Source organism: Halohasta sp. A2, assembly GCF_056175805.1.
In genome coordinates, this window is sequence record NZ_JAQFWV010000078.1 from 1 (window position 1) to 13702 (window position 13702).

A 13702-nucleotide genomic window follows, 5' to 3' on the forward strand; every position below is an offset into this window, starting at 1 on the left:
GAGAATCAAGAGCATTTCAAACAGTTTGTCACTGACACATTCTTAGATCTCTCTCAACGTCTTGGATTTGCGAATGGTTGGATCAAAAAGTTCCTCACCGATATTCAAAAGTTACGCTGACCACTCACGCCGTGCGTGCGCGATCTTGTTATCGTGAGTTTCGTGAAATTATTCTGATGTGTGCGGTCTACAAAATCAAGCGAGCCGTAAAAGCATGAAATCAACCGCCGTCTGCCAATTCACCAGAGCAAACATATTCAATGCTGAATATCGCAGTCCCATTGAGAGAATCAGTCGATTATTAATGACAATTTTTGGAATTTAAAATAAGTGTGATTTCTCACTATTTCTACTCATTGATTAATTTTTGAAAATTTAATTTGGCAGTTTTCTCATATCCAATAACTTTTAGAGTGAAAGTGTAATATTTATCATTGGCGCACTATACTCCCCAAATGGCTTGGTCAGCCAATACATCTCATCAACAGATGAGCAATAAGCTGTAGATCCTATCATTCTCAGCTTATTGAATACTTTTTACCCAGATGGTGTTAATAGGAGAATTTATTTAATTTTCGTGCGTAGATTATGTTCACAATCGGAGTTGAATTGTGGCTGAAAATGTGGTGTGAAAATAATACGGGGTCGGTTCCGGAGGTGAAGGTGGACGAAGGGAGGCATGACACCGTTGAATATGCTCCTGGAAGTGGTTTACCCCGCAAACACCGGGATTTCCGTTGTATTACGGCTTGTTTCGCTCACTCAAGCGGCTTGATTTGTGAGAAAGGGGTCGATGTTTGGGCGCAGAAAGGTGTCAGTGGTGGCCGACTGAACGTTCGATGATTGATACGCTTTCCAGGCCCGATAGCTCATCAAGAACACTGTCCAGATGCTTTGTGCCGCTTCCTTCGAGCCCTATTATCATTGGAGTCCGATTCGGTTGATCAGAGGACCTCTGCCGTGCGCGTTCGAGCACATCGAGTTCGGCCCCAGCCGAACTGATGGTCTCGACGATATCAGCAACGGCTCTTGGCCAGTTAGCAACTAATAGACGGGCCTCAACATACCGGCCGAGTTCGCAAAGACCAGTCTGGGTCAACTCAGCGTGATCCGTGAGGTTTGTATTCCCTCCAGAAATCACGACTACGACGTTCTGGTTTTCGAGCTCGAGGGAGGTGGTATCAGAAATCGCAGCCGCAAGCGGTGCTGCCCCAGCACTTTCGGCAACGATATTCGTTCGTTCAGCTAGGAGCGTGACTGCAACTGCGATTTGACGATCAGTGACACTGACGATGTCATCAACGACTTGGCGAGCAGTTGCAAACGTCGTGTCGAGCATTCTGGTATCGGCGATTCCCTCAGCGATTGTGTCGACGTCGTCGAGTTCGTAGATTTCGTTACGATCCAGCGACGGTTTTGCGTGGGCTGCTCCTTCGGGTTGCACTCCGATCACACGAATGTCAGGGTCATTCGATTTCAACACAGTACCGATACCCGAAATAAGCCCTCCCCCACCGATCGCCACGAACACTGTATCGATTTCTGGATACTGCTCAAGTAATTCGAGCCCGATTGTTCCCTGTCCTGCAATGATTTCCGTATCATTAAACGGATGGACAAACGTCTGCCCTGTTTCCGAAGCCAATTCAACTGCATACTCATATGATCGCTCGTAAATATCGCCCTCAACGACGACCTCTGCACCATACCCCCGAGTCGCTTCAATTTTCGCGGCGGGTGTCACCTCTGGTACAATAATAGTGGTATCGATCCCGAGGATAGATCCAGCAAGTGCGACACCTTGAGCATGGTTGCCTGCGCTCGAAGTGATCACGCCTGCCTGACGCTCCTCGTGGCTGAGTTGAGACATCTTGTTGTATGCTCCCCGAATCTTGAACGAACCGGTTCGCTGGAACGTCTCGAGTTTCAGGCCGATAGAGGTTGCACCGCTCAACTCTGCAAAGGTTCGTGACGTATCAAGTGGGGTATGATTGACGATCCCGTCGATCCGGGTGCGGGCCTGCTCGATGTCTTCGGGGGAGACAGGTGGTTTATTTGATGAACTATCCTCTCCCATTGCAGGCTCCGAGTTCGAACTCGATTCTCCGTTCATTATACATTTGTTCGCGTAACGGGGTGCTGATGTTCGAGTTCTCGAATCGTATTGACGAGAACGTCGACACCGTGTTTGAGACTATCCTCGTCAATATCGAATGTCGGCGTATGGTGGCTCGTTGGATGGTCGGTCCCCACAATCAGGTAGGTTGCGAGTCCTCCAGTTTCCTTAACACGCTCCATTAGGAATGTTGCGTCTTCGCTTGCACCGAAGTCTGCACTTCGGTGTACGGTATTGATCCCGTCGACTTCCGTTGCAACCCCGTATACGATATCCTGGAGTTCAGGGTCGCTATCCGAGCGCGGTGACTCGCTCACGACGTCCACAGTTGCCTGACAGTCGTGCATCTGTGCTGCCGACTGAATGATTCGATCTAGTTTCGTTTTCATGTATTCCATCAGTTCGGTCGTTTCACCACGTGCTTCGGCTTCCATGTGTGCGTGCTCAGCGATAATATTACTCGCGCTGCCAGCCTCGGCATAGCCGATATTCATCCGGGTTGCCCCGTTGCGATGGCGAGGAATAGCGTATGCGTTCTCGATTGCCGTTGCCATTGCATGCATGGCGTTTTTTCCCTCGTTGGGAGCCTTTCCTGCATGTGCCGAGGCCCCTTCAATGGTCGCATCAATGTGGCACATTGCAAGCGGTTTCTCGATTCCTGCCACGACTTTGCCCGTTGGATGGTCGAGTCCAACGTGAACTGCGAGGAGGTAATCAAGCGAATCAGCGAACTGGCTGTTTGCCATTGCATAGCCACCACCGCTGGTCTCTTCTGCTGGCTGGAAAAACACGACTAACCGTCCTGCAAAATCACTCTCTTTGATCGCCTCAAGAACAGCTAGCCCCCACGTCATATGTGTATCGTGGCCGCAGGCATGCATCGTGCCATCAATTTCAGAGCGAAACCCTTCGGTGGCCGGGTCGTGGGTCTCTTGGGTCGACTCATTAATAAACAACCCATCGATGTCGACACGAAGCCCGATTGCAGGTCCATCACCCTGGTCAAGCACTGCAACAGCACCGGTATTACCGCCAGTCATACGTTCAAGCAGGGATTCGTCTGCTCCTCGTTCGCGTGCACGTCCGATCCATGGCTCAAGATCAGCATCGGGTACAGCCATCCTGTCACTGGGATCGTAGGCATCGGGTCCGACCGCAAGCTCATCGACGCCAATGGCACGAATCTCTTCGACAATACGGGCGGTGGTATAGAACTCGCGCCAAGCAGGCTCTGGGTGGCGATGCAAGTTACGCCGAAGCGTAACAAGCCGGTCACGAACTGGTTCATGCATGTGGATTACTGTCACTCCCACCCACTTAATTGTACACAATCACTGTAGACACCGAATACACAAAAAAGATAAGAGAGTCGATGACAATCTTCGGCCAATACAATGAGCATGGATCCGGATATCGTTGTCCTCAGAGAAGGGACAGAAGGACTGTCAATGGAATCGTATGCTGAGATACTCCGAGAGCAACTGTCAGATCAGACTGTCGCGCTCGCTCGAACGCCGAAACAAGAGCGGAAACTTGTTCCGAAAGCGCGTGTCGTGACCGGAATCACGATCGACGAGAAGCTCTTAACGCAGGCAGACCGTCTTGAATTGTTTGCTTGTACGTTCGCCGGGACTGATCACATTCCAATGGATACACTGGCCGACTACGGTGTCATGGTAACAAATGCAGGCGGTATTCATGCACCAGGCATTGCTGAACAGTCCATCGCGAATATGCTCATCTTTGCACGGAATCTCCACGAGGGCTGGCGACGCAAATCGAATGGCGAGTGGCGTCACTTCCAGTCGTTTGAATTTACAGATAGTACGGTGACGATCATCGGTCTCGGTTCAATCGGTCAGGAGATCGTCCAACGGCTCGACGGGTTCGATGTAGAGACGATCGGGATTCGCTATACTCCATCGAAAGGCGGACCGACTGACGAAGTCCTTGGGTTCGACGAAGAGGACATCCACGAGGCACTCGCACGGAGCGATTATGTCGTGCTTGCCTGTCCACTGAATGATCTGACTCGTGGCCTCATAAGCGACCGAGAGCTAGCGACGCTCCCTGAAACCTCCGTAATCGTCAACGCTGCTCGGGGGGGACTTGTCGACACTGATGCGCTCGTCTCTGCCTTACAGTTCAACGGCATCCGGGGTGCCGCACTCGACGTCACCGATCCAGAACCTTTGCCAAATGATCACGATCTCTGGGATCTCGAAAACTGTCTCATCACACCCCACACAGGTGGTCACACACCGAAGCATTGGGACCGACTTGCCGACATCGTCACACACAACCTACAAGAACTCGACTCGGGCGAGCAGGGGAACCTCAAAAACGTCGTCTATCGCCCGGATGCAAACTAACCAGATAAATGGCAACTGACAATTCTGATTTGACGACCGATCAGGACGATCAGTCATCGGTCTCGAACACAACGAGGGGTACGTTGTCGCATGACGCTTCAAAGGGCCCTGGGGAGGACTCTCGGGCGGCGTACAGCTATACTGGGGGTGGTATCGATTCGTCTGACCTTGTCTCGGCGCTCAGCGAGCGTATTGATGGGGAAGTTCGGTTCGATGAGTATTCTCGTCAGCTGTACGCAACTGATGCAAGCGCCTATGAGAGACTCCCGATTGGCGTTGTTCTCCCACAGTCGACGACGGATGTTGCGAAGGTGGTCGAGTACTGTGCGACAAAGGGTATACCTGTTCTGCCACGCGGCGGCGGCACGAGCCTCGCTGGGCAAGCAGTCAACGAAGCGGTTGTCCTCGATTTTACGGCCCATATGGATGGGGTCCAGTCCGTCGATCACGATACCCAACAGGCAACCGTTCAAGCGGGCACAGTTCTCGCAGACCTGAACAGCGAACTCGAACCGTATGAGTTGAAGTTCCCACCGGATCCCGCCGCAGGGAATCGAAGTACAATCGGCGGTGCAATCGGAAACAATTCTACAGGTGCACATTCGTTGCAGTACGGCAAAACTGACGCCTACATTGAATCCTGTGAAGTCGTCCTCGCAGACGGCACCGTCGAACAGTTCGGCGAAACAACGATCGGCGAACTTCGTTCGAGAGCCGATCCGGACGGGACCACAGTCGACCGAATTTACGAGATTCTACGCCGGGTCGTCGACGAGGAAGTCGACACGATCGAAGCAGTGTTTCCGCAACTCAAACGTAACGTCTCAGGCTACAACCTCGACCGACTCGTTGCTGAGGCCTACGGAGAGCCCGATGCCTTTGATGAGAGCACTGATCAGAAGGTCGTAACCGAGGAGAAACCCGATTCCGAGACACCGATCAACCTTGCTCGAGTCTTTGCTGGCAGTGAGGGGACGCTTGGAATCATCACGGAAGCGACTGTGTATTTAAAACTCGTCCCGCAGACGACTGCGGTAGCGTTGTTGACCTACAACGATTTACTCGAGGCGATGGCCGATGTCGACACCATCGTCCGACGCCACGATCCTGCAGCTATCGAAGCCATCGATGACGTCTTGATCGAACTCGCGGAGAACACAGACGAGTTCCATGCAGTTACCGAACAGCTCCCTCCGGGAACTGAGACGGCACTGCTTGTGGAGTTCTACGCCGAAAGCGACGAGCATGGTCGACAGCAGGTTGCTGACCTCATCGCTGACCGACTCCCTAATGGAACGTCGACAGAGGTTACCGACGGTGGGGCTGATTCGATGGCTGTCGATGCCGAGGACGATCCAGTTCGTGCCTTTGACGTCCTTGAAGCGCACGACCAGGCCGGTATTGCTGAGATTTGGAAACTACGCAAGAGTGCGGCACCTATTCTCTTATCGCGAACCTCCGATGCAAAGCATATCTCGTTTATCGAGGACACGGCAGTCCCAACGGAATCCCTCGCAGATTATGTAGCAGAGTTTCAGGCCGTACTGGAGGATCATGATACGTTCGCGAGTTTCTATGCTCACGCTGGGCCAGGCTGTATGCACATGCGCCCCCTAGTCGACACAAAGAGCCCAGCTGGACTGAATCAGTTCGAGGCGATTTCAGATGCCGTTACCGACCTTGTCACCAAGTATGGCGGGAGCGTCTCTGGAGAACACGGCGATGGTCGAGCTCGAACCCAGTGGAATGAAAAACTCTACGGCGAGGAGGTCTGGACTCTCTTCCGAGAACTGAAGACGGTGTTCGACCCAGACTGGCTGCTCAACCCCGGAAACGTCTGTGGTGACCACCGTATGACCGAATACCTCCGCTTTTCACCACAGTACGAATTTGAGGCAGGGTTCGAGCCCGCACTTGAGTGGGATATCGACAACGGCATGCAGGGCATGGTCGAACTCTGCCACGGCTGTGGTGGCTGTCGCGGCGATCAAGAGACAACGGGTGGCGTGATGTGTCCGACCTACCGTGCAGCAGACGAAGAGAGCCTGAGCACCCGCGGACGGGCAAACATGTTGCGGAGTGCAATGAACGGAACACTCGATGCCGACGCCACTGACACGGAGTTTCTCACCGAGGTACTGGATCTCTGTATCGGGTGTAAAGGCTGTGCCCGAGACTGCCCGAGTGAAGTCGACATGGCAAAACTCAAAACCGAAGTTGAGCACGCGAATCATCAGGAGAACGGAGCAGGGCTTCGTGCTCGGCTGTTCGCAAACATCGACCGGCTAAACGCTCTCGGCTCAGCACTCGCACCTGTTTCGAACTGGGCAACCTCAGTGCCAGGTGCCTCTCTCATTGCTGAAAAGACGGTTGGCATTGCCCGAGAACGCGACCTCCCATCCTTTGCGGGCGAGAGTTTCGAAGACTGGTTCGAACGCCGTGGCTCTCGCCTATCGCTCGAAGAGGGAGATCGGAAAGTCCTGTTGTTCCCCGATACATACACGAACTACAACCATCCCCAAGCAGGAAAAGCCGCCGTGGAGGTTCTTGAAAAAGCTGGGGTCCATGTTGAGACGCCTGAGGGAGTGGTGTCGACGGGCCGCCCAGCACACTCAAAGGGCTTTCTCGACATCTCGCGTGAGCGAGCCCGGACGAACGTGACAGCACTCACACCGTACATCGAGGATGGGTGGGACATCGTCTTGATCGAGCCGTCGGATGCAGTGATGTTCCAGTCGGACTATCTCGACCTGCTCACCGGGCGGGATGTCGAACGCGTCGCAGCCAACACCTATGGCATCATGGAGTATCTCGAGCAGTTCGAGCTGGCTTCGGAACTGCCAGTAGCCGACACTGAGGAGCGACTGACTTACCACGGTCATTGTCACCAGAAAGCAACAAAAAAGGATGGATATGCGGCCCGAATCCTCGAGACAGTCGGATACGAGGTCGACAAACTGGATTCGGGCTGTTGTGGCATGGCCGGATCCTTTGGTTATGAAGCCGAACACTACTCGTTGAGTCGAAAAATCGGAGAGATTCTGTTCGATCAGGTCGAAAAGAGCGATGGCGAGACCGTTGTCGCACCCGGTGCATCTTGTCGAACACAACTGTCGGCGTACGAGGGATGTGAAGATCCGCCCCATCCGATCGAGACGGTTGCTTCGGTGCTCTCTTCGTAAGGATCTATTTTAGGTACCAATCGCAATGCGGTACGGGAATTCCCAATGTCGTCAGGCTACAGTTTCGGGCGTGATGCCTGAATGATGTATTTACGACGTAAACAGTCTCCGTGGGAAGTCAGCGAGCGTTTCGACACCCGTGCTGGTGACACGGAACGTCTCGCTAATTTCCATTCCAACCGCTTCCGTCCAGATGCCGGGGATCATGTGAAAGGTCATGTTCTCCTCAAGCACAGTCTCGTCGCCGGGACGGATGCTGGCAGTGTGTTCGCCCCAGTCCGGTGGATACCCGAGGCCCATCGAGTAGCCGATCCGATCTTCCTTCTCGAGACCGTACTGTGCGATCGTCTCACGCCACGCCCGTTCGACGGTTTGACAGGTGACGCCGGGTTTGACAACATCGAGCGCAGCGTCGATCCCCTCGATAACAATCTCGGCAGTTCGTTCGAGTTCTTCCGGCGGATCGCCGACGAATGTCGTCCGGGCAAGCGGTGAGTGATACCGGTGTCGACATCCCGAAAGCTCGATAATGACCGGATCTCCCCTTTCAAACGGCCGGTCAGTCCAAGTCAGATGCGGTGTGTCGGTGTGTTCGCCCGACGGCATCAACGGCACAATAGCGGGGTAGTCGCCGCCGTAGTCATCAGTTCCTGTAATGAGGGCGTCGTAGATCGCGGCTGCCGCCTCGTACTCGGGGACGCCTGCTTCGATTGTTTCGAGTCCTGCTTGCATCGCGTTCTCGGAAATACGCGCCGCCTCGCGCATGTACTCGATTTCTCGTTCCGACTTCTTGATTCGAATCCAGCCCACGAGTTGCGTCGCATCTTCGAAATCGGCATCTGGAAGGTCCTGCTGGAGCCGAACGTAGGACTTCGCAGTAAAATAGGCGGCATCCATTTCGAGGCCGATTAGACCATCTGCAACCTCGAGTTCATCGAGCACACCGGCGATGTAATCCATCGGGTGAAGGTCATGCGGCGAGTGAACGTGATCATCACTGTACGACAGGATGTTCGACTCGGAAAGGTACGTTGTTGCACGTGCACCGGCAGCATCCATCTCCCGGCCGACCCAGACCGGTTCTTCGTGCTTGCGGGTGATGACGACAGCCTGATGAACATAAAATGACCACCCGTCGTAGCCCGTGAGGTAGTTCATATTCGCCGGATCAGAAATAACGATTGCATCGAGATTTCGCTCGTGTAACTGCTCTCTCGCTCGACCAACACGGCGTTCGTACTCGGATTTGTCGAAGATGGTTCGTGACATGATAACAGGGTCTATACGAAGAGTGTTGTACAGCAGTATGAAAAGTTTTTCGTGTATACTGAATACAGATATCGTTTATATTTGGGTAAAATCCACTTCGAACTTCGGATCGCTATTCAGCAATTGTGTATACAGGATATGCTTATTGTGGATAAACTATTTATCACTGTTCGCCTTGTCTTCACGTATGACAGCAGGACCGCCGATAGAAGCGTTACATTATGATGATGCACCAGATGTTGGGTCTGTCCCTGGGCCGCAGTCACAAACCCTTCTACAAAAACAACGGGAGATCGATAGCAGTGCGGTCGCCTATCCCAAAGATATCCCTGTTGCTTTCGAAGAGGGGCGTGGTGCCACTGTCCGCGACGTTGATGGAAACACATACATCGATATGTTTGCTGGCATCGGCGTCCTCAACGTTGGTCACGCAAATCCATACGTTCTCGAGGCTGTCCACGAACAGGCGGACAAATTAGTCCACACGGTCGATTTTCCGACCGAAGCACGCTTGGAACTGATCGAGAAACTTGACGAAATCGCACCAAAGGGACTGCAAGGAAACAATAGGGTTGTGTTCGGCGGGCCGACTGGCAGCGACGCAGTTGAGGCTTCGATCAAACTTGCGAAACACAATACTGGTGGTGATGGGCTGATCGCTTTCCGTGGTTCGTATCACGGAGCGACGCCAGGGGCAATGGCGCTCACTTCCAACAAGAGTTTCAAAAGCGATTACACGCCGTTAATCCCTGAGGTAACCCACGTCCGCTATCCAAATGCGTCCGCAACTATCGAATCGGCTACTGCATCATCGATTTGCTCCCAACCTGCCTCAGAATGTTGTGGCTCGATTTCGTGTGCTCGGGCTCTCGAAGAGGTACAGGCGATTCTTGAGGATCCATACAGCGGATTTACGAACCCGGCTGGGATCTTTGTCGAACCTATTCAAGGTGAAGGTGGCGTGATTGTACCTCCAGAGGGGTTCCTCAAGGGGTTACGTGATCTTGCTGACGATAACGGTATTCCGCTGATGTTCGATGAGATTCAGAGTGGACTCGGTCGGACTGGACAGTGGTGGGCCAGTGATTGGCATGGTGTCTCACCGGACATCATGACCACGGCGAAGGCGCTCGGTGGTGTCGGCTTCCCATTGTCGGCAACCATCTATCACGAGGATCTTGATACGTGGGGGCCCGGTGGTCACGCTGGAACCTACCGTGGGCATGTCGTCGGTATGCGTGCCGGTACTCGTGCTATTGAATACATACAAGAACACGACCTTCTTGCTCACGCTCGGGAGCTCGGTAAGCACATTCGCAGTCGATTGCGTGAGGCCAGTGAAGCAACCAACTGTATCGTCGATGTCAGGGGGAGAGGACTGTTCATCGCAACCGAATTTGTTGACGAAACAGGCCAGCCTGACGGCGAGGCCGTCGATATGATCCAACAGTACTGTTTCGAACATGGTGTGCTCGTCTGGACGGCTGGCCGCTACGGTCACGTCCTGCGATTGCTTCCACCGCTTGTCCTCACTCAAGAGTTGGCTGACACTGCTATCGATGTGATTATTGACGCAATCGATCATGCCACGGCCACGGCGACAACAGTCTAAATCTTTCTATCCCTACGAGACCATTCTAAACATCATAGATCGATATTCACGCTTCAGGTGCGCCAAGGACGATGAACGGCCAACCAATGTTGCATGGCGGTATCACAGCTTTTCGATGAGTTTTGAGTCGACGTTGAGATGGCAGACCTAACTGGCTTACTCTATCAATCGATGGGGAGGTTTAATTCCACAGTAGTATTCCCGTCTATTTATCATTCCAAAACCGGTCTCACGGTCGATATTGCATTCGGAAATATTGAATATATTTATATAAGAATTCATTTGGGCATTTCCTTAGATAAAAAGTGCCGTGTCGACTATTATTAAGTGATCAGTATGCATTTAACTAACATCGATGGCCCACGACGTACGAGACCGATTATATGAGATCCGACGGGAGGTTCACCGCCGGCCAGAACCAGGCTGGTGTGAGTTTCAGACAACCGCACTTATCGTCGAAGAGCTCAATGGAATCGGTGTCAACGAGATAGCAGTGGGCTGTGAAGCACTTTCGGCGAACGCGCGCATGGCCGTTCCAGACTCTGAAGAGATCACACCATGGCTCGAACGTGCCCGTACTGCTGGTGTTCGCGAGGATATTCTCAACCGAACTGCAGACGGCCATACGGGTGTTGTTGCAGTGGTTGAGCAGGGCGAAGGGCCGACAGTGGGCCTTCGTGTCGACCTTGATGCGACTGCGATGGAAGAATCAACAGAAGCCAACCACAGACCGACAGCAGAGGGCTTTCGGTCTATACATGAAGGATATATGCATGCCTGCGGACACGACGGCCACATAGCAATTGGACTCGGCACTATCGAAGCAATAAAAGAAAGTGAGTTTTCTGGGACTCTAAAGGTGTTTTTCCAGCCTGCCGAAGAGATATCAGGGGGTGGAAAAGCGATGGCAGAGAGTGGTTATCTCCGTGATGTCGACTATTTATTTGCACTCCATCTCGGGCTTGATCATCCGACAGGGAGAATCGTCGCTGGCATTGAAAAACCGTTGGCGATGGCCCATATGACCGCGACCTTCGAGGGGGCAAGCGCTCACGCCGGAAAAGCACCAAACGATGGTGAAAATGCGATGCAGGCGGTAGCAACTGCAATTCAGAACGCATATGCCATCCCACGTCACAAAGATGGGAGGACACGCATAAACATAGGCCATATCGAAGGCGGCACAGCAAGCAACGTTATTGCCGAACAGATCACTATCGAAGCAGAAATTCGGGGCGAAACTACTGGCCTGATGGAGTACATGCGCACTGAAGTTGAGCGTGTGCTCTACGCTGCCGCGGAAATGCACGACTGCGATGTCACCCCAAGGATCATCAGCGAGTCGCTGCGAGCCGACAGTGATCCCGAACTTCGCAGCGTCGTCGCTAAGGTTGCAGATGAGTCCACTGACATTGATCAAATCGTGGACAAAACCAGATTCGACGTCAGCGAAGATGTTACATACCTGATGAGGCACGTTCAACAACACGGTGGACTCGCATCGTATCTCCTCGTAGGCACGGATCATCCCACGAACCACCACACACCAACGTTCGATATCGACGAGTCGAGTCTCGATATTGGGGTGTCGATTGTTTCCAATTCGATTCTTAAGTGTTCACGACGACAGCTATGAGTTCAACGCTGCCGTACGAATTATTGAAACATCTCTAATGTCGCGGCATACATTATAGATGTAGTGTTGACAGTCTTCACGTAGATTGAAGAGACCAGAAGGATTAATCGGCGAGCGCTTTGAGTAATATGTATGAGCCAAAATAACGTGCCGGAGTCTCTTCAATCGGCCGCGGATTCGGACCGCCCACGTGGTATTCTTACCCCATCTGATCGCGACTTCCTGCTCGGCCGGAAAACCGATTATACCGACCATTCGAAAAAGCAGAAGCGGAACCGGATTAGACGCCGTGTTCGAAATGCTGTTCTCGATTTTAGCATTCTGTTTGAGTGTCTCGAAGATCGAGATCTGGAAACGGTATTCGACCCCGACGATGAGGATCGTGACGCGTATACCCAAGGCATTACAGATATTCTCGCGTTTCTTCATCTCGGGACGATGGGGTATCATACGCCGTTCAAAGATATGCTTTCGGAGGGTGTGGGAAAGGCAGAACAACGCCTCGCTGGCTCGAACTACCGAATGGTCAACGTTGAGTTTAATGTCGACCCAGTTGGGCAAATAAACGTGGACAAGGTAGTCGAGAAGCTTGAGAACGAAGAGTTCGCTCAGCTCACCGACGAGGAACTCCGAGCGTACATCCGTCTTCTCACGATGTCTGATAGCTTCTCTCCAGAAGTTTCCCGAGAGGAAATCAAAGACCGAGTCGACGAGTTCTCAGAGAAGGTAACCGAAAGCGCCGAGGCTCGTGACAAGAAATTAGACGAACTTACGAACTGACAAAGCCGCCATACAAGAGGGACCGCAGATTCTGAGCGCTGTTACCAACGTGACATCACTTTTACTCTGTTGTTGTGTTTTTAGCAACTAGCAAGGATTGTTTTTAGTGTATTGAAACGTCATCATCGGTGGTGTCCTCACCACAATGCATACTATCTTTATACAAGGAGAGAATCCCGTCGTTCAGGAAGGGCGTGAATCCGACAATCCTTATCTTTATTTTGGATAGAAACGTAGTATACACCAACTGGGGCGGTATATCCGCCCCCATGTCGAGATAATTGGACAATATCGGGATTCCTTGTCTGACTTTCGCAGGTATCCCCTGCGTGAGAGGGCATGGATACCGAAAGAAAATAATCAGGTAACTCTGAATCCCTAACGGGATAGGAGTAGCGGGGGCGTGGCACTCCAAGTACTCGTCGGTGTATAAACCCGAGGTTCCCAAACCAACCGCCTCCGTTGCGGTGGGAAGCCCCATCGTTTCACGACTGTCTCTTACCCACAAGTTCTAACGCCGTAGCTGACCAATCAACTCCAGTAAATGGGACGCTGTTCGCGGAGCTGGCGATCAAAAGCTGATGAAGATGGACAGCTGTGTGACATGGATGTCTCTGGATGGATTCGAAAGGAGTTTCGAGCAGCTGAGTTCGGCGACAAACGACTGACTGATCGGTTGGTGAAGCTCGGAGATGAACTCGGCAGCTCGCCTGCCGAGTCCATCCCGGCAGCCTG

Annotated in this window: 9 protein-coding genes and 1 pseudogene; 7 read left to right on the forward strand and 3 right to left on the reverse strand. The window is 52.6% G+C overall.

From position 1 onward, the window contains the following. Positions 1–128 precede the first annotated feature (128 nt). A pseudogene (locus O2S87_RS15745) lies at positions 129–218 on the forward strand (IS5/IS1182 family transposase); the annotation flags it as partial. 596 nt (positions 219–814) lie between these two features. On the opposite strand, the gene ilvA reads toward O2S87_RS15745, so the two are convergent. Both ilvA and O2S87_RS15755 read right to left on the reverse strand, forming a co-directional pair. Then, positions 815–2077, reverse strand: coding sequence for a threonine ammonia-lyase (ilvA, locus tag O2S87_RS15750; RefSeq protein ID WP_475409720.1), 1263 nt, complete (start codon positions 2075–2077; stop codon positions 815–817). Positions 2078–2112: 35 nt separating this feature from the next. After that, on the reverse strand, positions 2113–3408 hold the full coding sequence (locus O2S87_RS15755; RefSeq protein ID WP_475409721.1) for an amidohydrolase: 1296 nt from the start codon (positions 3406–3408) through the stop codon (positions 2113–2115). A gap of 102 nt (positions 3409–3510) precedes the next feature. Between O2S87_RS15755 and O2S87_RS15760 the strand changes: the two genes are divergently transcribed. Continuing rightward, positions 3511–4488 (forward strand): NAD(P)-dependent oxidoreductase, encoded by a 978-nt coding sequence (locus O2S87_RS15760; protein WP_475409722.1) that lies wholly within the window; start codon positions 3511–3513, stop codon positions 4486–4488. Positions 4489–4496: 8 nt separating this feature from the next. Continuing rightward, positions 4497–7670, forward strand: a complete 3174-nt coding sequence (locus tag O2S87_RS15765) for an FAD-binding and (Fe-S)-binding domain-containing protein (protein ID WP_475409723.1) — start codon at positions 4497–4499, stop codon at positions 7668–7670. Positions 7671–7760: 90 nt separating this feature from the next. Here O2S87_RS15765 and O2S87_RS15770 read toward each other — a convergent pair whose 3' ends face one another. After that, positions 7761–8939 (reverse strand): M24 family metallopeptidase, encoded by a 1179-nt coding sequence (locus O2S87_RS15770; RefSeq protein ID WP_475409724.1) that lies wholly within the window; start codon positions 8937–8939, stop codon positions 7761–7763. A gap of 187 nt (positions 8940–9126) precedes the next feature. On the opposite strand from O2S87_RS15770, the gene O2S87_RS15775 reads away from it, so the two are divergent. The 4 genes from O2S87_RS15775 to O2S87_RS15790 all read left to right on the forward strand — a co-directional run. Then, positions 9127–10551, forward strand: a complete 1425-nt coding sequence (locus O2S87_RS15775) for an aspartate aminotransferase family protein (protein ID WP_475409728.1) — start codon at positions 9127–9129, stop codon at positions 10549–10551. 355 nt (positions 10552–10906) lie between these two features. Beyond that, positions 10907–12187 (forward strand): amidohydrolase, encoded by a 1281-nt coding sequence (locus O2S87_RS15780; RefSeq protein WP_475409725.1) that lies wholly within the window; start codon positions 10907–10909, stop codon positions 12185–12187. A gap of 132 nt (positions 12188–12319) precedes the next feature. Further along, positions 12320–12967: a DUF8102 family protein gene (locus O2S87_RS15785; RefSeq protein ID WP_475409726.1), complete on the forward strand. Its 648-nt coding sequence runs from the start codon at positions 12320–12322 to the stop codon at positions 12965–12967. A gap of 544 nt (positions 12968–13511) precedes the next feature. Beyond that, positions 13512–13702: IS4/Tn5 family transposase DNA-binding protein (locus O2S87_RS15790; protein WP_475409727.1), on the forward strand; the 191-nt coding region annotated here is incomplete at its 3' end.